Origin of the sequence: Aphanizomenon flos-aquae FACHB-1287, from assembly GCF_014698755.1 — a bacterium.
Lineage (GTDB): Bacteria > Cyanobacteriota > Cyanobacteriia > Cyanobacteriales > Nostocaceae > Dolichospermum > Dolichospermum flosaquae.
In genome coordinates, this window is sequence record NZ_JACJTO010000054.1 from 1 (window position 1) to 22,470 (window position 22,470).

Here is a 22,470-nt window from a genome sequence, read left to right on the forward strand (position 1 = left end):
GGTTAATGCTATTACTGATGAAAATGCTCTCAATTGGTTTAATCATTGTGGATTGTTTTTTGACCCTATTTAGATAGCTATTCTTGTACTGGACTTGATATCAAACTGCTGTATGACATTATCTTCTACTTCTAGATATTTTTCTTGACTTAATTTCACCCTATCTGTAATATATTGCAAAGGCTGCCAATTATAATCTTTTGTTTCTTGAGTTGTAGTCTGGGTTAATATACCATCAAAATAGAAAGTTCCATCTACAGAAAAGCTGGATTTATTTGCTTTTGTATTCACTACTGAACTTTCCCAGAACTCAGCCACAGAGTAAAACCATCCTGACTCCAGTTCTACATCAGCATTAGCTATTTCTATATTCTCACCTAGAGAGCATTTGAGCTTGCTTCCTCTTGAGTCTGATAAGTATAACTCACTTTCACTTTCAGCTATTTTATCATATAAAATATCTCGAATTGCTAATGCTTGTTCAATATCACCTGATAATAGCTGATTAAAAGAATATTCAATTACAGGTAAGCTCCCATCAAATTTTACTGCTGGTAAATGTACTATGGTACTTTGAGAATCATGCCAGAGTTGTTTAAGTTTGTAATAGTAGCTATAATCTGAAAAGATTAAAAAGGCTGTTTGTTTACTCTTAAAGTCATAATCATCAAAAAAAATAGTTTTATATCCTTGCTCCTGAGAGTAAGTATGAATTTCATTACTATCAACAATAATTGGCATCTGTCTTTGAAGAAAAGCTTGATAAAACTCTAAGATGTGCATATTTATTTAACGAATTACAAAACTTTATTGTCTTCAAGATATCTTAATTAAGTGTGAAAAATTAATAAGTTTGGACAACAATTCTTAGAATTGTTGTCCAAGTGCTTAGACTAGTCTTAGAACCTGTAAATACTTACATTACTAAGTAATTTTCAGCAAATTCTTACCAGTAAACATTGCCCAGATTGCTGCGGGTTTCTTTGTTAACTTGTTCAAGTTTACGTTTTTGTGTTTTCTTAGCGTTCATTTTAGTTGCTCCTGAAAATTTGCAATTTTAGCTACTAATTTGCGAGTTGTTTTTTAACTCGTTGATATTACCATATCAGCATCAGTTTGATTTAACAAGATCAATGTCCAAAATATTTACATTTTTTAATAAATAAAGATAGTTCGGGTAATTAACGTTTAATTTGCAGTTTTTAAGTCAAAAAAACCCTTTATATTACAGTCCGCTTGCACAATACAACTATGCCAATGAATATAACTTGTATGATTTCATTATTCTAACAAGCTCTGCCTTCTCGTGACCAATGTTCAGCCTGTAAGCATTGACTTTTATGGTTTATTTATCAATTATCTTCACTGTTTTAGTATGACTATTACTGATGAATTATTAATAGAATAGGCTGATGACAAAAAGCGTATTAATCATAATATAAATATCTGGTTTTATTCCTGAAATTACTTGGATATGATCAACTCGTAACCTGCTATCCTAGGGGAATACCTTTATTAATTTAAAAATATCAATGGCAAATAAAATAACTGCTGGAGAAAACTACAATGATTATGTAGGACCAGCAAAAGAGTACGATTTCATGGGAGCGTCTCAATTTCGGTTGCTTTGTACACTAGGTCTCCGATCTCAGCATAAATTGCTTGATTTTGGCTGTGGTTCGCTCCGTGCAGGTCGGCTTTTTCTACCTTATCTTGATGAAGGTTGTTATTACGGGGTAGAACCCAACAAGTGGTTAATAGAGGATGCTATAAAGTTCCAAGTTGGAGAGGATCTTCTTCGCATCAAAAAACCGTGTTTTAGTTATAACGATAAGTTCTCTTTAGCTGAGTTTGAAACCGATTTTGATTTTATCCTCGCACAGTCCGTATTAACTCATACTAGGACTAATTTAGTAAATCTTTGTTTTCAGAACTTTGCTCAATATTTGAAACCTGATGGTCTTATCGTTGCTACTTTTATGGAGGGAGATACTGACATGGAAGGGGATGGTTGGGAATATCCTCTATGTGTAACAATTCGACCAGCGACAATTAAAAAGTTAGCACAAGATGCTGGGCTTGTGGGAATTTCAATCCCCTGGTTTCGTCCTAGACAAACTTGGTATGTTTTTGCAAAAAACCAAGACCGTCTTCCGACACAAGCCATGTTTCCTTATCTTCATGGTGTTGTCTTATTCGATCCCATGTTTGAGACAAAAGAATAAAAATTGACACAACTTTTACAAAAAAGGGAACAGGGAACAGACAAGAAACTAAAGTTTCAGAAGAGCTTCAGTCAAAAAAAGGATGTTTTCCAAAGATGCGTAGCACAAAAAAATACAAGAACTCCCTCCCCGCAAGCAATGAAGGGACTATGATGTACATCATACAGCACTTATCGGTGTTATGAGATACATATCTAGCGGGCAAGATCCCCGCACCACAAGAGTTTCATGATTTAATTTTGTACATCATCAGTAGGGACTATGATGTACATCATACAGCACTTATCGGTGTTATGAGATACATATCTAGCGGGCAAGATGCCCACACCACAAGAGTTTCATGATTCAATTTTGTACATCATCAGTGCGGAAAACGCTGTATAATTGGAAGCTGTTGTATTTAGGAACAGTAACAGAAGAGGAGTTATTTAACAGGTTACATAAGATTGCAATTTATCGGCATTAAATAATCTTTATGCTTTGAGAAATAAAATCAATATAAGGAGATTTCTGTGCCATACCTATTCCTATATGCGTTCCATATACTCCTTGATTCATAATGGAATTTATCTGCCAATTCAGATTTTTTTCAATATTTTTATTACAACCAAATCCTATCTCAGTAAAACTTAAGTTACGTTCTAAACCATAATCCATTTCCAGTAATATGGAAGTTTCATCTTTACCATCCAAAATCAGATGATTTATGGTATTATCTTTGATATGAATATATTTTTCTTGACTGGAGTTGACCTTCTCAAGTAAATATGTCAAAGCATTTTGGTGACGTTCTCTCACTTGTGGGTTTGCACAAGCGTAAATTATGCCATCAAAACAGAAAGTTCCATCTAGTGAAAAACTTGATTTATCACTTTGAATATTGACTATTCCGCTTTCTAGCATTTCAGAAATGGAGTAAAATGATCCTGGTTCTAACTCATCTTCAGTATTTATAACTTCTAAACTTTCTGATAATAAGCACTTTAATTTAGTCCCTCTATGATCAGACAAGTATAATTCATCTTCTACCTCAGCAATTTGCTCATAAGTTTTAGCTCTTAACTCTAATACTTGTGTTAAATTACAAGAGAGAAGTTGCTCGAATGAATAAGCGATAATTTGAGGATTTATATCATATCTAACTGCTAGTAGATGAATAATCGTACTTTTGGAGGTACGAGATAGTTGCATAAGTCGATCATGATAACCATAATCTGAAATTACAGCAAATGCTAATTGTTGACTAGCAAAATCGTAATCATCAAATAAAATAGTTTGATATCCTTGCTTTTGAAAATAATAATTAAGATCATTACTATCAACAAGGATAGGAATTTTTTTATTAACTAGGGAATGATGAAAACATAAGGCATTCATTGAGAAATTTGTTCCTGTTTTGATTGGTGATAAAAATTACTAAGCTTTATTTTTAAACATCCAGAGTTTGAGATAACCGACTTTAAAGAAGTCGGGTGTTTTGTTGTTGGGAAATTATTGAAGATTCCCATATCTAACTATTTTAACTACAGTTTACCACAAAATCCTAATTATTGAATTAGTTTTGTATCACTATCTTGAAAATAAATATCTAAAATGTCTAATTTATTTCAGATAAAGTTTTAAATTGTTCCTCACTAATACGGCCTGCTGCATATAAAGTTTCTGTAATTTCAGAAATAGTTAAAACTGCGTGTGCTTGATAGCCATTTTCTCGTAATCTGTCTTTTACACCTTGCTCATGGTCCATAAATACTACAATATCATTAACATTTAATCCCGCATATTTTAACTTTTCTGCTCCTTCCATTACGCTTTTACCACTGATCAAAATATCATCAACAATGACAACAACTTCTCCAGGATTAAAATTACCTTCTATTACCTTGCGAGTTCCGTGTGCTTTTACTTCTTTGCGGGGAAAAATCATCGGGGAATTTAGATGTAATGATAATCCAGTAGCAGTAGGTAAAGAACCATAAGGAATACCAGCTATTCTATCATAAGTTAGGTCTTTAAGAATCTCTGCATAAGCAATTACTATCTGATGAAATATTTGGGGATTGGAAATGATTTTGCGGAGGTCTATATAATAGGGAAAGGTAGCTCCAGAAGCTTGGACAAACTCACCAAACATGATACAACCAATGTCATAAAGTTGTAAAATTAAATCTAAAAGCGGGTGTTTATTTAATAAACAAACATCGGGAAACCAGACGGAACAAGCGGAGTTTTCCTGAGAAATTTCAGTTCTGAGATGATTAATTTCCGCCCTTAAAGATTGCAGTTGGGTAGATAGATTTTCACTTCCTAACATATCTTGAGAAATGGGAAGAAGTAACCCATCACCATTATAATTTAATCCCGCTGATAGCAAGTTTTTAAGATTACCACCTTCAGACCAAATACTACGGGCTAAAATTAGTCTTTCTGGTGCTTCTTTGCGAATTTTCGCTAAAATATCTGGTTGAATAGTTCCTACTTCTAAACCCAGTTGTTCAGGTGTTCCCCAATTTTTTGCTTCCTTGACTACTTGTAAATAAAAGGGGGATTCCGCTGTAGGATATTGCTGCAAAATCACTGCACCTGGATTAGAAGTTGTACACAAAATAAAAACGGCTTTATCGGGATAAACTAAAAAGGGTGCTACATGATCTTGTCCTGCATAAGGACTCAATGTAATCGCATCAATTTGCCATTCTTCAAAAACAGTTTTAGCGAAAATTGTACTAGTATTAAGATCGCTATGTTTGGCATCTAATATAATTGGAATATGAGCAGGAATAGCTTTTAAAGTTCTTTGTAATAATTCCCATCCTGGAATACCTAAAGCTGCGTAAAATCCCAGAGTTGGTTTATAGGCACATACTAAATCACTGGTTTGGGAAATAGTAAATTCTAACCAATCCCACAGACTATCAATCATACTTTTGGGATCTGATTTCTGGGAATATCTTTCAGGGAGCATTTCAGGATTAGGATCTAGTCCTATAAATAGTAAACTCTGATTTTGAGTAATCGCCCCATTCAATTTATCGTAAAATTTCATAAGTTCTCCTAGCAATATTTTAACTTTAAGGCACTTACTAAAATACTAACATACTAACCCGGTTTTTCTACCATCATACCATTAGTGGTATGATGATTACCCGTATATGCGTTAATCAGAAGTCAATGTGATCATTTCTTCCCATTCTGCTAAGATTTTAGCACTAATTCCCGGTATTTTATCTACATCTTCTAAAGAAGTAAATTTTTGTTGTTGACGAGCTATAATTATCCTTTCAGACAATTTCTTCCCAACACCGGGTAGAGTTTCTAATTCTGCTTGAGTTGCGGTATTGAGATTAATTTTATGAGTAATTGAACTTGTTAGAGATGATGGTTTTTGAATTTGAGGACATTGTTTAACTTGCTGATCAATTTTAGCTTGAATATTTGCTGTTAAACCTGGTTTAATTGTACTATAAAGCCGATCAAATTCCCGTTGATAATGGGCTGCAACTGTGGGATTTTCAATTACGACTAATATTTCATCATTGCCATTATTAGCAGCTTCTGACCAATTATGAGAACCTGTAATTACTGTCTGATTATCAATGACTGCAAATTTATGATGTAATAAATCACCTTTTGCTAAAATTGGGACTCCTACGGTAGAAATCGGATTTTTCCAAGGACGGTTATCAACTTCATATTTACAGTTCTCACTTAAAGCAAATCCCATCATATCTAAGGCTTCACTGTAAGAACGGTAAGCAAATTGTGGTTCAATTAAAGCCCGAACTTGCACATTTTGATCATGACGTTCTTCGAGAATATTAGCAAGTTGTTGATCTGAAAAAACAAATAATGCTAAATCAACTGTTTTTTTACTTGCGGATAAAGTTTTACTAATTAATCCATTAGCAGAATCACCCCAAGGTTCAGTAGGAGAAATTGGAGAAAAATTAACTGTAATTTTGCTATTATTTAAAGTGATTGTTTGTGATTTACGGAGAGGTTTTTGAAGTCCAAATTTACTATCTAATTTTCCTCCTACTCTCTCACCCCACATAATATTAAACTCTTCTGTTATTAGTTTTGCTAATTCAGGACTATCAACTTTTAATAGATTATTAGCATTACCCAAACTACTAGAATTTGTAAAATCTCCAGATGTATCACTGAGGGTAAAATTAGCAGAAGTAATAATCACAAAACGATGATCAACAACCACAAATTTATGGTGCATTAATCTACTACCTTTTGAACCATCAGCAGTATCATCTATCCAAGGAATTTGAGCATCTTGAACAATAGCTAAACTATCCCGTTGACTAATTTCCGCCGATGTGATTTGATTATCTTTATTAATATCAACAAACTTGCGAAAATCTTGATATCGTTCTTGTTCCCTTTTTTCTAAATTAGCTATTTCTGCGGAAGTGAAACTACTCCAAGGACGGGAATAATTATGTTCTAAAATTAACCTCACTTTCACACCAGATTTTTGTTTTTCTGCTAATATCTGGGCAACTTTTGGTAAACGTAATTCTTGTACAGCTATATCTATGGTAGATTTTGCTTGAGAAATAGTATCAACAATCTGCTTTTCTAGATCATCCCCGAATCGGGATTTTTGACGATAGGCTTCTGTATATTTTGAAGATTGGGAATTATTGAAGTAAACTTGAATTAAAGGATCTTGGGGTAATGGTTCTAAAAGCTGACTAGATGATTGGACTTGTTGACAACCAGTCAGAGTCAAAAGCAATAACAAGATGTAAGGAGAAGGGTGAATTCGTGGGAAAATAAACACGGTAATCTAATAAAAGTAAATTACAGGGATTTTAATATATTAATGTCACACCCTCAATTAATTTCTTTCTTTGCGCGAAACATTTACCTCAAAACAGCAATGTGTAAGTCCTAAAGTATAAATTTTTATGCAAGTATATCTAGATTACAGTGCTACTACTCCCACTCGTCCAGAAGCGATCGCTATGATCCAAACCATTTTAACTCAACAATGGGGTAATCCCTCCAGTTTACATGAATGGGGCAACCGGTCCGCCTTAGTTGTCGAAACAGCCCGAATGCAAGTTGCGAGTTTGATTAACGCTGTTCCCGAATCAATTATTTTTACCTCTGGAGGAACGGAAGCAGACAACCTAGCAATTATGGGGGTAGCGCGGTGTTACAGCACCCCCCAGCATATCATTATTTCCAGTGTAGAACATTCAGCTATTTCTGAACCGGCGAAAATGTTAGAAAATTGGGGTTGGGAAATTACCCGTTTAGGTGTAAATAATTACGGAAGAGTTAACCCCGAAGACCTAAAAGCCGCATTGCGAGATAATACAGTATTGGTATCTGTAATTTATGGACAAAGCGAAATAGGAACAGTCCAACCAATTCCTGAATTAGGGGAAATTACGAAAACACACGGCGCTTTATTTCATACAGATGCAGTGCAAGTTGCTGGACGACTACCCCTAGACGTGCAGACTTTACCAGTAGATTTATTGAGTTTATCTAGTCATAAATTATATGGTGGTTTAGGTGCAGGGGCGTTATATGTGCGTCCTGGGGTAAAATTACAATCGCTACTAAGTGGGGGTGGACAGGAGGCCGGACTGCGTTCAGGAACTCAAGCAACTCCTGCTATTGCTGGATTTGGAGTAGCAGCGGAGTTAGCAGCCCAGGAGTTAGACACGGAAAGGTTAAGATTAATCGGGTTACGCGATCGCCTCTTTGCCATTTTAGCAGATATTCCCGGTTTAATTCCCACCGGTGACAGAATTCATCGCTTACCCCATCATCTCAGTTTTTGTTTAGCAATTACAGACGGAGAAAAAATCAGCGGAAAAACATTAGTCCGACAATTAAACTTAGCTGGAATTGGTATTAGCGCAGGTTCGGCTTGTAATAGTGGAAAATTAAGCCCTAGTCCCATTCTATTAGCAATGGGGTATTCTCAACAAGCCGCTTTAACGGGAATTAGATTAACTTTAGGAAAACAGACCATGGTAACAGACATTGATTGGACAGCAGTAGTTTTACAACAAGTTTTGCAAAGATTAATACCCTAATAGCTGAATAAGTAATGTTTATATTCAATATTTATACCAAGTTTTTGTAGCAACCAGGACAGCCAGAAATGAAGACATACTTGATTTAGATACATTTGTAAATTGTTCTTAACAAAATGTTAAATCTTTACGTCGTAACAAATCTAAATATATCAATTGGGAAAAATTGCAAAATAACTTATTGAATAATTGATATATTGTGGGGTAAGCTACAAATCTAGTGATGTGCAGTTTCTTCTCCCTTGCTCATTCCCTGACTAAACCTGTCTTCAGAGAAAACGCCTCATGATCAATCTTTACCCGCTTTAAGTAAAGACATCAGGCAAAATTCCCCAGACAGTTGATCAATTGATTAAATCGGTTTGGTAGGGTATGCAAACTCAAGATGAAAAGATTTTGTATTCCTGGGACGAAAAATAACAGCGTCAAAGTAGTACGTCTGAATTTATGCAGCAGTAATACTGCTACCATAGAAACTCATCGCCCCTAATCATAAGCAAAACTTATAATCTTATTAAGAATGAATAAAGAGTAAGAATGAGAATAAGTTGCACATAACGTGATTTGATAGTAGTAAAGAAAGACTTCTTGGAAGAAAAATATGTCTTACGCGCAAACTAAGACTCAGGCTAAGTCTGGGTATCAAGCTGGGGTTAAAGATTACAGACTAACTTATTACACACCGGATTACACACCTAAAGATACAGATTTATTAGCAGCTTTCCGGATGACTCCCCAACCCGGAGTTCCTCCCGAAGAAGCTGGTGCGGCTGTAGCTGCTGAGTCTTCCACTGGTACTTGGACAACAGTTTGGACAGACTTGCTCACCGACCTAGATCGCTACAAAGGTCGTTGTTATGATATCGAACCAGTTCCTGGTGAAGATAACCAATATATCTGCTACGTTGCGTATCCTTTGGACTTGTTTGAAGAAGGTTCTATCACCAACGTATTGACATCTATTGTTGGTAACGTATTTGGTTTTAAAGCCTTACGGGCGTTGCGTTTGGAGGACATTCGTTTTCCAGTAGCTTATATCAAGACCTTCCAAGGACCTCCTCACGGTATCCAAGTTGAGCGCGACAAATTGAATAAATACGGTCGTCCGCTGTTGGGTTGTACAATTAAGCCCAAATTAGGTCTTTCCGCTAAGAACTACGGACGCGCTGTATACGAATGTTTACGCGGTGGTTTGGACTTCACCAAAGACGACGAAAACATCAACTCCGCACCATTCCAAAGATGGCGCGATCGCTTTTTGTTCGTTTCTGAAGCTATTAATAAGGCACAAGCGGAAACAGGCGAAATTAAAGGTCACTACCTAAACGTTACCGCTCCTACCTGCGAACAAATGATCCAACGGGCTGAGTATGCTAAAGAACTCAAGCAGCCCATCATCATGCACGATTACCTGACCGCAGGTTTCACAGCTAACACCACATTAGCTCGCTGGTGTCGTGATAACGGTATTCTGCTGCACATTCACCGGGCTATGCACGCTGTAATTGACCGTCAGAAGAACCACGGTATTCACTTCCGCGTATTAGCTAAAGCCCTCCGCTTGTCTGGTGGTGATCACATCCACACTGGTACAGTAGTTGGTAAATTAGAAGGTGAACGCGGTATCACCATGGGCTTCGTTGACCTATTACGTGAAAACTACGTTGAGCAAGACAAGTCTCGCGGTATTTACTTTACCCAAGACTGGGCTTCTTTACCTGGTGTAATGGCCGTTGCTTCCGGTGGTATCCACGTATGGCATATGCCCGCGTTAGTAGAAATTTTCGGGGACGACTCCGTACTACAATTCGGTGGTGGTACACTCGGACATCCTTGGGGTAACGCTCCTGGTGCTACTGCTAACCGCGTAGCTCTAGAAGCAGTTGTTCAAGCTCGTAACGAAGGTCGTAACTTGGCTCGTGAAGGTAATGATATTATCCGCGAAGCTGCTAAGTGGTCTCCTGAGTTGGCTGTTGCTTGCGAACTGTGGAAAGAAATTAAGTTCGAGTTTGAAGCAATGGATACCGTCTGATCATTTAAGATTTGGGATTTTGGATTCATCAACAATCCAAAATCTAACAATCTGAAGGGCTGGGTCAAGCATGGATTTAAAGCAAATTGCGAAAGAGACAGCCAAAACTCTCCAAAGCTACCTGACTTATCAGGCGCTCAGGACTGTGTTGGCGCAGCTAGGCGAAACAAATCCTCCTTTAGCACATTGGTTGCAAAACTTCTCGGCTGGGAAAGTCCAAGACGGAGAAGCTTATATCGAGGAACTGTTTCTGGAAAAGTCAGATTTGGCTTTGCGGATTATGACTGTCAGGGAACACATAGCGGCGGAAATGGTAGAGTTTTTACCAGAAATGGTACTAACTGGCATTCAGCAAGCCAATATGGAACAACGTCGCCAGCATCTTGAACGTATTACGCAATTAAATTTATCAGATTCCAGCCCAAAAGCACCAAAGACAGATAATATCTGATGCTAATTTGGATAATTTATCCAATTAGTCCGTCAACCAAGTCATAAAAAAATCTCCCCCACTTATCAAAAGCTATGCAAACCTTACCTAAAGAGCGTCGTTACGAAACCCTTTCTTATCTTCCTCCTCTGTCTGACGCGCAAATTGCCAAGCAAGTTCAGTATATTTTGAACCAAGGCTACATTCCCGCGATTGAATTTAATGAAACTTCTGAACCTACAGAGCTTTATTGGACAATGTGGAAGTTACCTTTGTTCGGCGCTAAATCTACTCAAGAAGTATTGAGCGAAGTTCAAGGTTGCCGTTCTCAGTATAGCAACTGCTACATCCGTGTTGTTGGTTTTGACAACATTAAGCAGTGTCAAGTTCTTAGCTTCATCATTCACAAACCCAGCAGATACTAAAAGCTAATTAGCTGATAGTTATTTGATGAATTAAAAAGAGGGGTAGAGTTTTCTATCTCTCTTTTTTTAGTTTTTGATGGAGAATCCTGAAGTTGAATCTGTTTTAGATAGTCCCCAACAAATTCTACTCGAAAGAGAAGGACGGAAAGCACAGCACTTCCCGGTGTTATATGACCCAGAAGTTGACGTTTTCAGAATTATCTTCAGTAATGTGCAAATAGAAGAAAGTGATGAAGAAAAACCAGGAATCATTTTAGACTATGACGAAGCTGGAAATATTATAGGAATTGAAATTATAGATGCTTCTAAACGTATAGATAACCCCTGTTCAGTTGAGTATTCTGTTAGTAATTAATAGCAATTATAGGCGGGGAAGGGGTTGGGTTTCTTGTATCTTACTCAAACAAGAACCGCTATAAAATCTTTTCAACTCTGTCATCTGTCACCCCAAAATTACCGCCTAATTCTTGCTGTAAGCGGTACAAAATAGTATTTTTATCAACTTGTGATAGAATTTCCCGAATAACGGTATTAGCACCTAATTGTCCCCAAGTACAGCCCTTTTCTAGATATAACTGTGCAGCTTTACCGACTGTATAAGCACCATAACCGGCAATTCCACCTTGGGTAATAGCACTACCAACAAAAGTAGTAATATTCAGAGGATTATCACCACTAGCTATAGCTGCAGTAGTTTTACCTAAACCTAATATAAAACTACTACCAATTTCACTTAATAATAAACCACCAGAACTGAATAAAATTGTTTTTAATAATTTACTGGCTTCATAGCTAGTCATGGGTAAACCATACAATTTAGCCAAAGCTCGAATTAAGGCTAAATCGGTAATGAAACCACCAATAATATCTAAAAAAGCAATAGGATTTAAACCAATAGCCAAAGCTTTATATTGACTAAATCGCCAAATAATATCTTCTGCTTCTTTTTCGCGGATATCAACGGTTTTTTCGGCGATATTTTCTTCCAATTCTCTAGCTTGAATTAGTGCATTTAAAGCTAGAAGAGAGCGTCCTTCTCTATTTAAAATATTTAAGATTGTTTGCTTTAATTCATCTACCTGAGGAGGTGGTGTTTCCCATTCAGAAGTAATATTTCCATCTGGATATTCTACCCTCACTTCCATTGGTGCAGGTTCAGCCGCTACCATGACAATTTCATCGGGTAATAAGGGCTTATTTTGTAAATTTCCCGCGCCTAATTGTTGAAGATTTTCATATATTGCCTTTCTATCTATATCTGGATATAAATCAATTTTATTAAATACCAAAATTAGGGGTTTTTGGGCTTGACGTAATTCTAATAATCCTTGATATTCGGTTCTAGTAATATCCCCAGAAACAACAAACAAGATTAAATCAGCTTGACGTGCCACGTCTCGCGCCATTTGCGCCCGGACATCTCCAGCAATTTCATCTAAACCAGGAGTATCAATTAATTCGACTAATACCTTATCTCCTGGTTTCCAAGGTACAGAACGAGGCCATTGAGTGACACCATTTAGAGGTCCAGTTTGCAGAATTTTTTCTCCTAATAAAGAATTTAATACTGCTGATTTTCCGCGACTGACTAAACCAAAAGCCGCAATTCTAATCACATTTGCATCTAATTTATGGAGTGTGTTATTTAAAGCTTCTATTTCCGGTTTTAGCAAACTTGCTAATTCTGGATTTGTAGCTAGTTGTCCCGATTTACGGAGATATCCATACCAAGACAATGCTTGTCTGAGACTAGCACGGGCGCGGTTTAAATGGGTTTCTTGCAGGTTACGGTTAATCACTGATTTTAGTTTTTGTGGCGACTATAGACTGAATGACTCCTAACTTGATGAATTTTAAATTCCTAAATATGCTTCTAAAACTTTGCTGTTATTTTGAATTTCTGTAGGACTACCAACAGCTAAATTTTTTCCTTCTGCTAATACCCAAACTCTATCACATAAAGACATAATTACATCCATGTTATGTTCAATAATTAAAAATGTCATTCCATCCTGACGATTCCATTTTAAAATGCGATCGCATATTTCGTCAATTAATCTGGGATTTACACCAGCAGCAGGTTCATCTAGCAATATTAACTTAGGATTTGTCATTAAAGCCCGACCAATTTCTAAAAGTTTCCGTTGTCCTCCGGATAAACTACCGGCATAATCAGCGGCTTTTTTTTCCAAGCCTACGGACTCTAATAAAAACATTGCCCGTTCTTTTAATTGCTTTTCTTCTTTAGCAATTAGGTGGTGTTGAAATTGGACTTGCCAAAAGTTCTCACCTGTTTGTTTTTGTGATCCCAGTAACATATTTTCTAATACTGATAACTTCGATAAAACCCGTGCTACTTGAAAGGTTCTTACTAATCCCTGTTGGGCAATTTGGTATGATTGTAATTGATGAATAGGTTCACCGTCAAAAATGACTCTACCTTTATCTGGACGGATAAAACTGGAGAGTAAATTAAATAAAGTAGTTTTACCAGCACCATTAGGACCAATTAATCCAGTAATACTACCTTTGATAACTTCGATATTAGCTTCTTCAACTGCTTTAATTCCGCCAAAATTTTTACAAAGTCCAGTTGCAGCTAATAGAGGTAATTGGGGTGATTCCATGTTATTTATCATAATACTTTTATTCTCAACTTAATTTTTAGGTTTTTTGTTGGTTTTTAATTATTTTTATGGAATAAAAATTGTCGGAGTTCATCAAATTTCATCCCTGTAAAACCTCAGCCACACTTAACTTTAAATCACTAAATAGAGGCGAATAAATCATATCATCCCCGCTATAAACCTGCTCTTCATAAAAACCCTCCACCCATTCCAAAACCGTCACTTTTTGCCCAATTGGATCAACAATCCAATACTCAATAATTCCCCGCGCCGCATACTCAGAACGCTTGTAACGATAATCACGATTTTCCTGATTTGGACTCACTACCTCAACCACCAACAAAGGCAGCGGCATATCCATTAAAATTAGCGAGCGCGTAGCCCCCTGCATCACTTGAGCTAATTCTTCAGAAAACACCGTCAAATCAGGAACACGCACCCCCACCTGCCGACTATTCACAGCAATTTCTGTTTTCATACTCAAGCGGTAATAGGGAATACCTAATTGTAGAAAATAGGCAACTAAAAACATTGCTATGCGCCGATTTATCTCACTTTCTAAAGGCATAGGAATTAATTCTCCATTGTCTAATTCATATAAATTATCCGTCCCATCGTCATAATTAAGAAATTCCTCAAAAGTCATCTTGTTAGCAGTTGCAACTATCATGGCTATTCCTCCCATAAACGGCTTGTATCAACTATTTTAACATCACAAATTTCCAATTATTTACCAAGAGTCAGTTCCTCCTTTTTCCCTAAAATTCCTTGAGGCCGCCAAATCATCAGCACCATTAAAAGTAACCCAATAAACATAATCCGAAAAGCACCAATCCTTTCTACGTCTAGAGGTACAATTTTGGGTAAAAATTCCCTAGTTAGAGCATCATAGGCAAAGAACATCACAGCGCCTAAAATAGTTCCCAGATTATTACCAGAACCACCTAAAATTACCATAATCCAGGCATCAAAGGTGAGTTGAGGTTGGAAATTATCGGGATAAATTGCTGCTAGTTGCCAAGCGAAGAATGCTCCAGCAATCCCCGCAATTGCCCCACCTAACATTAATGATTGGAGTTTATAGGAAAATACATTTTTACCTAATGCTTTGGGAATTTCTTCATCTTCACGAATAGATTTTAGCACTCTTCCCCAAGGCGATCGCACTAAAATTTCTAACCGCCAAAAAACAAAAGCTAAAATTAATAATACCAACAACATTAAACCCGCTTTGGGATTATAATTATATAGTCCAATTACACCAGAAATATAAATTGCTCCAGCCAATAATCCTAAAGCTATTCCTACTATCAAACGAGAAATAAATTCTTGTTTAAGACTACTATTTCTAACTATATTATTACTTGCAGAAATTTGAGCAGTCTGCACCCAACGCCATAAAGAAAATAATGTTATTCCTGTTAATATATTTAGTACAACAATCATGATGATACGGAAAAATAAATTTGGGGTAGTTGATAAAGGAATAACATAACTTTGTACACCAAAAGATCCCGATATCCATGTATTACCCACAGGTAACTCCTGGTTATTGACTATCAATCGAATTAACTCACCTGTACCAATAGTGACAATTGAAAGATAATCTTCGCGTAAACGTAGAGTAGCAAAACCAATTACTAAACCCAGCGAAGCGGCCACAATTGCCCCAATTCCCGCCGATAGCAGCAATGGTACGCCCTTGAGACTTAATAAAACCGTCGTATACGCACCCAAAGTCATAAAAGCAATATGACCAAAGTTAATTAGACCTGTAAAACCCCATTGTAAATTCAGTCCTAAACCAAACAAAGCAAAGGTTGCGGTAGAAATAGCCAGAAAAATTAGATATTCAATCATAAGTTAGTCAGTTGTCCGTGGTAATTATTTATTTGCTTCTCTGGTTTTTGGTGTGGTCAATTGCAGTGTATCTTGAGAATGGTTTATTTTTATGTGCAGATTTCGGTTTTATTGTACTTATCTACTTATTGCTCGATATTACTAGTCTTTGCTTGTAACTTTGAACTTTTCAATGATTATGGCTACAATCTAAACACCACTAAAATTATCCTAACTCCTATAGCGTACACCTGTCAAGTATAAGAATATATTATTGAAAACTAATGTATCTAGTTGGCTTTGATATTCGATAAAACTCAAAAAGATTGAGCGGGTTTTTATTAGTAGTCGTGCAAAATAAATTTTATAGTTAGGAGAGGGAAAAGGTAAAGAATAAAGAAATTCTTGTTTTCAATCAATATGTACAATTAATTATGCTTGGGTACTTAAACTGAAATATGAGGTTAATGAATTAAAATTATTGTCATGCTCAAACGAATCAAAGATATAACAACAAACATAGCACCCCGTCTAGTCGAAATTCGCCGACATCTTCATTCACACCCAGAACTCAGCGGACAAGAATATCAAACCGCTGCTTTTATTGCAGGTGTCTTATCTGCCAGTGAACTACACGTAGAAGAAGGTATAGGTAAAACAGGTGTCATTGGCGAATTAAAAGGGACACAATCCAGTGATAGTATATTGGCAATTCGCACTGATATGGATGCTTTACCCATTCAAGAACGCACAAGTTTAGAATATGCTTCTCGAATTGAAGGGGTCATGCACGCCTGTGGACATGATATTCATACTACAGTAGGTTTGGGGACAGCGATGGTACTTTCCCAAATTGCCCCTGAATTGGGTGGGAAGGTGAGGTTTTTATTCCAACCAGCCGAAGAAATTGCCCAAGGTGCAAATTGGATGGTAAAAGATGGAGTAATGAATAATGTGGCGGCCATTTTAGGGTTACACGTTTTTCCTTCCATTCCCGCTGGTTCAGTCGGTATCCGCTATGGTGCATTAACAGCAGCCGCAGACAGTTTAGAAATTATTATTATCGGTGAATCTGGACATGGTGCGCGTCCCCATGAAGCCATAGATGCAATTTGGATTGCAGCCCAAGTAATTACATCATTACAACAAGCGATTAGTCGGACACAAAATCCTTTACGTCCTGTAGTATTAAGTATTGGCCAAATTAATGGCGGACGAGCTCCTAATGTAATTGCTGATAAGGTACAGTTATTAGGAACAGTGCGATCGCTTCACCCAGAAACCCGCGATAAACTACCACAGTGGATTGAAAAAATAGTTGCTAATATTTGTAATTCTTACAACGCTAAATATCAAGTCAATTATCATCAAGGTGTACCTAGTGTACAAAACGATAATGTACTAACACAATTATTACAATCATCAGCGGAAGAAGCGTGGACTAGTGATTGTGTACAAATTTTACCAGAACCATCCTTAGGTGCAGAAGATTTTTCTGTTTATTTAGAACACGCCCCTGGTTCAATGTTTCGCTTAGGTGTAGGCTATGAAGATAGAATAATTAATCATCCTTTGCATCATCCGCAATTTGAGGTGGATGAATCTGCTATTATTACCGGAGTAGTCACATTAGCTTATGCAGCCTACAAATATTGGCTAAATTCAAAACTATGATTTGCGTGATTCCTGGGATTTGAATAATTAAAAATTACAGAAATCAAAAAAACACACAATTGAGAATTTTCTCTTTCAATAAATTCAAAAAAGTACACAGTCAATCATGCCACCAATCGAAACTATAGATTCAAATTCATCAGAACAAAGCACTAATAATTGGTATTTGGTAAGTGTTCGTTCTAAAAAACGAGAAGTATTTTTGAAATATCTGAATTTAGCTATTAGCCAAAATCAACTACAAGACTTGGTAATAGATATCAAAAGTCCTCAAGATGCAGTTTATCAAGATATTGTTTTATTAAGAATCAGTAATTTTAAAACTGCTTATATACAACTCAAAAAAATCGAATGTTTCCAAAATATTGAACGTAAACCCTTAGCACAAACACAAGTAAATAGAATGCTGAATATGTAGTGAAAATAATGTCCCGAAAGCCTCAAGAAAACAGAAAACAAAAAGCAGATTCTCTGAAATCAAAAGATTAAAAATTAACAGATGGTAGTTGAATTATACACTTGAAATCACCACCTCTAGATGGTCAAACTACCAAATCCTCCCCCTCCGGGAGTTTCTATCACAAAAATATCCCCCGCTTGCATTTCTACTGTAGCTGTATTCCCTAAATTTTCTTCAGTTCCATTTTCCCGTTTTATCCAGGTTTTTCCTACTTTTCCATTTTCTCCACCATGTAACCCAAATGGAGGAATTAAACGATGACTAGCCAGAATATTCGCTGTCATTGGTTCGAGAAATTTAATCCGACGAATTACCCCATTTCCACCCGTATATTTGCCTTTACCACCACTATCAACACGCAAACTAAAGCTTTCTAATTGTACAGGATAACGAGTTTCTAAAATTTCAGGATCTGTTAAGAGGGAGTTAGTCATGTGAGTATGAACTGCATCTGTACCATGAAAATTTCTTCCCGCACCTGAACCACCGCAAATAGTTTCATAATATTGATATTTGTCATTACCAAAAGTGAAATTATTCATTGTTCCTTGGGAAGCGGCCATTACTCCTAAAGCACCATATAAAGCATCAACAATTGTTTGAGAAGTTTCTACATTTCCTGCTACTACTGCTGCTGGATAAATTGGGTTTAACATACAACCTTCAGGAATAATAATTTCTAAAGGTTTGAGACAACCAGCATTGAGAGGAATATTATCATTAACTAATGTCCTAAATACATATAAAACTGCTGCTTGGGTTACGGCTTTGGGAGCATTAAAATTACTATTTAGTTGTGCAGATGTGCCTGTAAAATCAATTTTAGCACTACGATTTTTTTGGTAAATTGTTACCTTAACTTGAATTTTTCCCCCATTATCCATTTCATAAATAAATGCACCATCTTTAAGGACATCAATTGCTCGTCTGACTGATTCTTCCGCGTTATCTTGGACAAACTGCATATAGGTTTGTACCGTTTCTAGTCCATATTGATTGACCATTTTACCAAGTTCTTGAACTCCTCTTTCATTAGCAGCAAGTTGGGCTTTAAAATCGGCAATATTTTGATCAGGATTCCGACTAGGATAAGGATGGTTTAACAAATAATTTCTAACTTCTAGTTCTTGAAAATCTCCCTCTTTGACTAACAGAAAATTATCAAAAATAATGCCTTCTTCTGCTACTGTGGTACTATGGGGAGGCATAGAACCAGGAGTAATACCACCTATATCCGCTTGGTGTCCACGGGAAGCAACATAGAAAATAATTTGGTTTTTTTCTGCATTAAAAATTGGAGTAATTGCTGTCACGTCAGGTAAATGTGTTCCCCCATTATAAGGGTTATTTGATAAATAAACATTTCCCGGTTTAATATTCTCATTTTGATCATTAATTAAACTACGGACACTTTCACTCATTGAGCCTAAATGTACAGGAATATGGGGAGCATTTGCAACTAATAAACCTGAACCATCAAAAATAGCACAGGAAAAATCTAGCCGTTCTTTAATATTTACTGACGCGGCTGTATTTTGCAGAATAATTCCCATTTGTTCCGCAATAAATTGATAGAGATTTTTGAATATTTCTAAACGAACTGGATCTGGTTGTGTTGTGATGTACATTTTTTTAGTTAGTCAATTTTAAGAAATTGGAAAAATCATGCTTAATTACGAGGATTTTCTTATGCTTTTGTTGTTTTTAATGAATGCTTACCCCAAGAATTATAGGTTATTTAATCCACGATCATTACTAATTAATTCTACAGCATCGTATCCATCAAGATCTTGCAGATAAACTTTGACAATTTCCTCTTTTGCTGTCGGTAACTTTTTACCGATAAAATCTGGATGAATTGGTACTTCTCGATGACCTCTATCTACTAATACAGCTAAACGAATTACTTCTGGTCTACCATATTCGCTGACTGCATTTAAAGCCGCACGAATAGTTCTTCCTTTAAAAATGACATCATCTACAAGTACAACCGTTTTACCCGTTAAATCAAAAGGAATATCGGTTCTTTCTGGAGTTCTCAACCCGATTTGATCAAGATCATCACGATAAAATGTAATATCCAAAGAGCCAACGGAAACGCTGACATCTTCTAGAATTTCTATTTGTCGCGCCAATGAATAAGCTAATGGTACTCCTCTCGTATAAATACCTAAAAGTAACAACTGTGATAGATCTCTTGTTTTTTCTATAATCTGAGAAGCTATACGAGTTAATGTCCGACGCAGTTCTTCTGATGAAAGAATTTCAACTACTTTAGTAGACATAAAATTAGTGTTTGGTAATTGGTGATTGGACAAATTTCTGATTTTCTTATTGAATCAGATTACAAAGAAATTAAAAAATACTGCTAGTCCTAGCCATAGTAAAAACGCATATCTGGTTAATTGTAAAGCTTTATCAATGGAATCTGATGTAATAGGATAAATAGCATCTCCTAAAAGTGGTTTCTCTTGAGCTACTCCACGATACCAATTTATGCCTCCCATTTGCACACCTAAAACCGCAGCATAAGCACATTCACTCCAACCAGAATTGGGACTAGGATCTTTCGCTGCGTCGCGGTAACAAATTCGCCAAACATTTACAGGTTTCAAGGATAATAATGATAAAGTTATCACTGTTAATCGACAAGGCAACCAAGTTAAAACATCTTCCCATCTTGCACTAAACCAACCAATATAAGTATAAGGTACTTCTTTATAACCGACCATGGAATCTAAAGTGCTACTAGCTTTATATACTAAAGCCAAAGGAACAGCACCGATAACAGGGATAAATGCACCAATAATAGTGTAAAAAAGAGGAGCCATTACTCCATCAGTAGCATTTTCGGTGACGGTTTCTAATACTGCTCTAAAAATTTCCGCTGCGGAAAGATTGACCGTGTCTCTACCTACGTAATTACTTAAAATCATTCGCGCTGGTTCTAATTCTCCATGTTCTAAGGGTTGTAAAACTTCTATTGCTGCATTTCGTAAACTTTTGAGAGCAAAACAACTAGCTAAAAGGATACTTTGTACAGCAATTCCTAAAAATGGATGTATCCATTTGGCTACTTCAACTATAATCCAACCCACCAAACCACTGCCAATGATCACAGTTAACCCCATTATAATCCCTGCGAGACGCTGAGAAAAAGGATTTTGACAATATTTGAGGGCAAGTTTACTCAAGAGCGAAATTACCCATCCCATGACCCGCACGGGATGAGGCCAACCCCAAGGATCTCCGATTAAGTAATCTAACAATGCAGCTAAAACCAAAACAGCAGATGTCATTTATTCTTTTTCCTAACTCCTAATTGCTGACTGTGCCCCTACTAAACTACAAAATTGGCTTCTTCACTTTGGGAGGCTTGCCAACTGCGAGCATCATAATAGAGGTCAGCTAGGGTAATATTGTACAAAGCCTCTTTCAATTTTTGGTTAAGTCTGTTCCAAAGACTCGATGTTACCCAATCTGCTGTTTGAGTAGGTGTGGCATGATTCAGGGGTAAATTGGTAATATTTTCACCAACAGCCTCTAAAATTTGGCCAATTGATATTTGTGCAGGTTTTTTGGCTAATTTGTATCCACCGACGCTACCACGAATTGAAGTTACTAATCCGGCTCGACGCATTTCTATGAGTAGCTTTTCTAAGTAGGGAGCAGGAATATCTTGACGTTTAGCGATCGCTCTCACGGATTCAGGTCCATATTTTGGCTGTAAACTCAAATCTAGCAATGCTTTGACGCTATAGTGTCCTCTTGTCGTTAGTTTCATATAGCAGTTATCATTAATTTTATTTCCCCAATTGTTCTTTCTTCATCCCTGGCTGATTGAAGAATTTTACAAATCGAATAACTATACTATATAAAACTTTCATTTGATTGTAAAAAAACTTATTACGCTTTTAGCATCATTTTTCCTGTTCTCTATTCCCTGTTCCCCACCTACACAAATAAATTCATCTCTCATTGAAAATTGGTAGATAGTAGCTATCGGCATGATCCAGAAATGTTGAATGTCGTTACAAAACTTTACATATTTAAGTATACTAGTATTATCAAGGGTAAAAATGTCAACATTTCATAATATCTTCCATCCAATGAACATAACTGATTTGTTGACACATACAAGCTTGAAGATAGCGGAATTTATCTAACATCTTTTCACCCCATTCTTTCGGAACAGATACAAGTTGTAAAATCAGATAAGCGATGAGACTAGCATAAATTTGAATAGCAATACCATTAACATTTTTAGTGATTAATCTATCCAGTTCTAGGTGCATCTTTAAAAATTTCCATAACAGTTCAACTCCCCACCGTAAACGATAAATATCTCTGTCATGACCATGATTATAAATTCGGTTCATCAATGATGTCTAATTTACCACTAGATGCAGTTGGGGTAATGGATAGAGGATTTGCGGGTCTAAATTTTATGCAAGAGTTAGTGCAAAAAGACAAATATTTTGTAGTGCGAATTAAAAATAATTGGAAACTAGAATTTGGATCAGAAACTGGATTAATCAAAATCGGTTCATCGAAGGATGCTCCCGCTTACAGAATGATTAATTTTTGTGATTTAGAAACGAAAACTGAATTTAGGTTAGTCACGAATTTACCTGCCGATGGAGAGGCAGCAGTTACAGATAATGAAATCAGAGATATTTATCGTTTA

The 22,470-nt window shown here is 36.4% G+C and carries 19 protein-coding genes and 3 pseudogenes; 9 read left to right on the forward strand and 13 right to left on the reverse strand.

The features are described 5' to 3' along the window. Nucleotides 1-69 precede the first annotated feature (69 nt). On the reverse strand, nucleotides 70-741 hold the full coding sequence (locus H6G44_RS18285; protein ID WP_190387958.1) for a hypothetical protein: 672 nt from the start codon (nucleotides 739-741) through the stop codon (nucleotides 70-72). A gap of 791 nt (nucleotides 742-1,532) precedes the next feature. Here H6G44_RS18285 and H6G44_RS18290 point away from each other — a divergent pair. Then, nucleotides 1,533-2,225, forward strand: a complete 693-nt coding sequence (locus tag H6G44_RS18290) for a methyltransferase domain-containing protein (protein ID WP_190387959.1) — start codon at nucleotides 1,533-1,535, stop codon at nucleotides 2,223-2,225. Between the two features lie 462 nt (nucleotides 2,226-2,687). Here H6G44_RS18290 and H6G44_RS18295 read toward each other — a convergent pair whose 3' ends face one another. From H6G44_RS18295 to H6G44_RS18305, 3 genes are all read right to left on the reverse strand, one after another. Further along, nucleotides 2,688-3,602 carry a hypothetical protein gene (locus H6G44_RS18295; RefSeq protein WP_190387960.1) on the reverse strand — a complete coding sequence of 305 codons (915 nt, stop codon included), beginning with the start codon at nucleotides 3,600-3,602 and terminating at the stop codon, nucleotides 2,688-2,690. A gap of 220 nt (nucleotides 3,603-3,822) precedes the next feature. Next, a complete protein-coding gene (locus tag H6G44_RS18300; RefSeq protein ID WP_190387961.1) occupies nucleotides 3,823-5,271 on the reverse strand; it encodes a bifunctional orotidine-5'-phosphate decarboxylase/orotate phosphoribosyltransferase in 1,449 nt (482 codons plus the stop codon). 111 nt (nucleotides 5,272-5,382) lie between these two features. After that, the gene (locus H6G44_RS18305) at nucleotides 5,383-7,023 is read right to left on the reverse strand and encodes a DUF655 domain-containing protein (protein WP_190387962.1); all 1,641 of its coding nucleotides are present in this window, start codon (nucleotides 7,021-7,023) and stop codon (nucleotides 5,383-5,385) included. Nucleotides 7,024-7,150: 127 nt separating this feature from the next. Between H6G44_RS18305 and H6G44_RS18310 the strand changes: the two genes are divergently transcribed. From H6G44_RS18310 to H6G44_RS18330, 5 genes and pseudogenes are all read left to right on the forward strand, one after another. Then, entirely contained in the window at nucleotides 7,151-8,296 is a 1,146-nt protein-coding gene (locus H6G44_RS18310) for a cysteine desulfurase family protein (RefSeq protein WP_190387963.1), read from the forward strand. A gap of 601 nt (nucleotides 8,297-8,897) precedes the next feature. Continuing rightward, the gene (locus H6G44_RS18315) at nucleotides 8,898-10,328 is read left to right on the forward strand and encodes a form I ribulose bisphosphate carboxylase large subunit (protein WP_190387964.1); all 1,431 of its coding nucleotides are present in this window, start codon (nucleotides 8,898-8,900) and stop codon (nucleotides 10,326-10,328) included. A gap of 70 nt (nucleotides 10,329-10,398) precedes the next feature. Continuing rightward, a pseudogene (rcbX, locus tag H6G44_RS18320) lies at nucleotides 10,399-10,807 on the forward strand (RuBisCO chaperone RbcX). 46 nt (nucleotides 10,808-10,853) lie between these two features. Further along, nucleotides 10,854-11,183, forward strand: a complete 330-nt coding sequence (locus tag H6G44_RS18325) for a ribulose bisphosphate carboxylase small subunit (protein ID WP_190387966.1) — start codon at nucleotides 10,854-10,856, stop codon at nucleotides 11,181-11,183. A 76-nt stretch (nucleotides 11,184-11,259) separates the two neighbouring features. After that, on the forward strand, nucleotides 11,260-11,538 hold the full coding sequence (locus tag H6G44_RS18330; RefSeq protein WP_190387967.1) for a DUF2283 domain-containing protein: 279 nt from the start codon (nucleotides 11,260-11,262) through the stop codon (nucleotides 11,536-11,538). Nucleotides 11,539-11,596: 58 nt separating this feature from the next. Here H6G44_RS18330 and H6G44_RS18335 read toward each other — a convergent pair whose 3' ends face one another. The 4 genes from H6G44_RS18335 to H6G44_RS18350 all read right to left on the reverse strand — a co-directional run bounded on the left by H6G44_RS18335 (nucleotide 11,597) and on the right by H6G44_RS18350 (nucleotide 15,670). Continuing rightward, complete coding sequence (locus H6G44_RS18335) at nucleotides 11,597-12,979, reverse strand: GTP-binding protein (protein ID WP_190387977.1); 1,383 nt, start codon at nucleotides 12,977-12,979, stop codon at nucleotides 11,597-11,599. Nucleotides 12,980-13,036: 57 nt separating this feature from the next. Beyond that, complete coding sequence (locus H6G44_RS18340) at nucleotides 13,037-13,822, reverse strand: ABC transporter ATP-binding protein (protein ID WP_190387968.1); 786 nt, start codon at nucleotides 13,820-13,822, stop codon at nucleotides 13,037-13,039. Between the two features lie 88 nt (nucleotides 13,823-13,910). Next, nucleotides 13,911-14,480, reverse strand: coding sequence for a Uma2 family endonuclease (locus H6G44_RS18345; RefSeq protein ID WP_190387969.1), 570 nt, complete (start codon nucleotides 14,478-14,480; stop codon nucleotides 13,911-13,913). 56 nt (nucleotides 14,481-14,536) lie between these two features. Then, entirely contained in the window at nucleotides 14,537-15,670 is a 1,134-nt protein-coding gene (locus tag H6G44_RS18350) for a branched-chain amino acid ABC transporter permease (RefSeq protein WP_190387970.1), read from the reverse strand. Nucleotides 15,671-16,135: 465 nt separating this feature from the next. Between H6G44_RS18350 and H6G44_RS18355 the strand changes: the two genes are divergently transcribed. Next, the gene (locus H6G44_RS18355) at nucleotides 16,136-17,323 is read left to right on the forward strand and encodes a M20 family metallopeptidase (protein WP_190387971.1); all 1,188 of its coding nucleotides are present in this window, start codon (nucleotides 16,136-16,138) and stop codon (nucleotides 17,321-17,323) included. Nucleotides 17,324-17,429: 106 nt separating this feature from the next. Continuing rightward, nucleotides 17,430-17,741, forward strand: coding sequence for a chromosome segregation ATPase (locus tag H6G44_RS18360; protein ID WP_190387972.1), 312 nt, complete (start codon nucleotides 17,430-17,432; stop codon nucleotides 17,739-17,741). A gap of 116 nt (nucleotides 17,742-17,857) precedes the next feature. On the opposite strand, the gene H6G44_RS18365 is transcribed toward H6G44_RS18360, so the two are convergent. The 5 genes and pseudogenes from H6G44_RS18365 to H6G44_RS18385 all read right to left on the reverse strand — a co-directional run. After that, the gene (locus tag H6G44_RS18365; RefSeq protein WP_190387973.1) at nucleotides 17,858-19,411 is read right to left on the reverse strand and encodes a hydantoinase B/oxoprolinase family protein; all 1,554 of its coding nucleotides are present in this window, start codon (nucleotides 19,409-19,411) and stop codon (nucleotides 17,858-17,860) included. 99 nt (nucleotides 19,412-19,510) lie between these two features. Continuing rightward, nucleotides 19,511-20,068 carry a bifunctional pyr operon transcriptional regulator/uracil phosphoribosyltransferase PyrR gene (gene pyrR, locus H6G44_RS18370; protein WP_190387974.1) on the reverse strand — a complete coding sequence of 186 codons (558 nt, stop codon included), beginning with the start codon at nucleotides 20,066-20,068 and terminating at the stop codon, nucleotides 19,511-19,513. Between the two features lie 54 nt (nucleotides 20,069-20,122). After that, nucleotides 20,123-21,082: an adenosylcobinamide-phosphate synthase CbiB gene (cbiB, locus tag H6G44_RS18375; protein WP_190387975.1), complete on the reverse strand. Its 960-nt coding sequence runs from the start codon at nucleotides 21,080-21,082 to the stop codon at nucleotides 20,123-20,125. Nucleotides 21,083-21,123: 41 nt separating this feature from the next. Further along, entirely contained in the window at nucleotides 21,124-21,567 is a 444-nt protein-coding gene (locus H6G44_RS18380; RefSeq protein WP_190387976.1) for an Rrf2 family transcriptional regulator, read from the reverse strand. A 298-nt stretch (nucleotides 21,568-21,865) separates the two neighbouring features. Continuing rightward, nucleotides 21,866-22,129 (reverse strand): annotated as a pseudogene (locus H6G44_RS18385) (transposase); the annotation flags it as partial. Nucleotides 22,130-22,134: 5 nt separating this feature from the next. Between H6G44_RS18385 and H6G44_RS18390 the strand changes: the two are divergent. Then, nucleotides 22,135-22,470: pseudogene (locus H6G44_RS18390) on the forward strand (IS4 family transposase); the annotation flags it as partial.

Excerpts from the sequence above, each read along its gene's own strand:
- H6G44_RS18325 (WP_190387966.1), top strand. The coding sequence starts at position 10,854 with ATGCAAACCTTACCTAAAGAGCGTCGTTACGAAACCCTTTCTTATCTT.
- H6G44_RS18350 (WP_190387970.1), bottom strand. The coding sequence starts at position 15,670 with ATGATTGAATATCTAATTTTTCTGGCTATTTCTACCGCAACCTTTGCT.
- H6G44_RS18360 (WP_190387972.1), top strand. The coding sequence starts at position 17,430 with ATGCCACCAATCGAAACTATAGATTCAAATTCATCAGAACAAAGCACT.
- H6G44_RS18295 (WP_190387960.1), bottom strand. The coding sequence starts at position 3,602 with ATGAATGCCTTATGTTTTCATCATTCCCTAGTTAATAAAAAAATTCCT.
- H6G44_RS18330 (WP_190387967.1), top strand. The coding sequence starts at position 11,260 with ATGGAGAATCCTGAAGTTGAATCTGTTTTAGATAGTCCCCAACAAATT.
- H6G44_RS18365 (WP_190387973.1), bottom strand. The coding sequence starts at position 19,411 with ATGTACATCACAACACAACCAGATCCAGTTCGTTTAGAAATATTCAAA.
- H6G44_RS18355 (WP_190387971.1), top strand. The coding sequence starts at position 16,136 with ATGCTCAAACGAATCAAAGATATAACAACAAACATAGCACCCCGTCTA.
- H6G44_RS18380 (WP_190387976.1), bottom strand. The coding sequence starts at position 21,567 with ATGAAACTAACGACAAGAGGACACTATAGCGTCAAAGCATTGCTAGAT.
- H6G44_RS18310 (WP_190387963.1), top strand. The coding sequence starts at position 7,151 with ATGCAAGTATATCTAGATTACAGTGCTACTACTCCCACTCGTCCAGAA.
- H6G44_RS18300 (WP_190387961.1), bottom strand. The coding sequence starts at position 5,271 with ATGAAATTTTACGATAAATTGAATGGGGCGATTACTCAAAATCAGAGT.
- H6G44_RS18315 (WP_190387964.1), top strand. The coding sequence starts at position 8,898 with ATGTCTTACGCGCAAACTAAGACTCAGGCTAAGTCTGGGTATCAAGCT.
- H6G44_RS18340 (WP_190387968.1), bottom strand. The coding sequence starts at position 13,822 with ATGATAAATAACATGGAATCACCCCAATTACCTCTATTAGCTGCAACT.
- cbiB (WP_190387975.1), bottom strand. The coding sequence starts at position 21,082 with ATGACATCTGCTGTTTTGGTTTTAGCTGCATTGTTAGATTACTTAATC.
- H6G44_RS18290 (WP_190387959.1), top strand. The coding sequence starts at position 1,533 with ATGGCAAATAAAATAACTGCTGGAGAAAACTACAATGATTATGTAGGA.
- H6G44_RS18345 (WP_190387969.1), bottom strand. The coding sequence starts at position 14,480 with ATGATAGTTGCAACTGCTAACAAGATGACTTTTGAGGAATTTCTTAAT.
- H6G44_RS18285 (WP_190387958.1), bottom strand. The coding sequence starts at position 741 with ATGCCAATTATTGTTGATAGTAATGAAATTCATACTTACTCTCAGGAG.
- pyrR (WP_190387974.1), bottom strand. The coding sequence starts at position 20,068 with ATGTCTACTAAAGTAGTTGAAATTCTTTCATCAGAAGAACTGCGTCGG.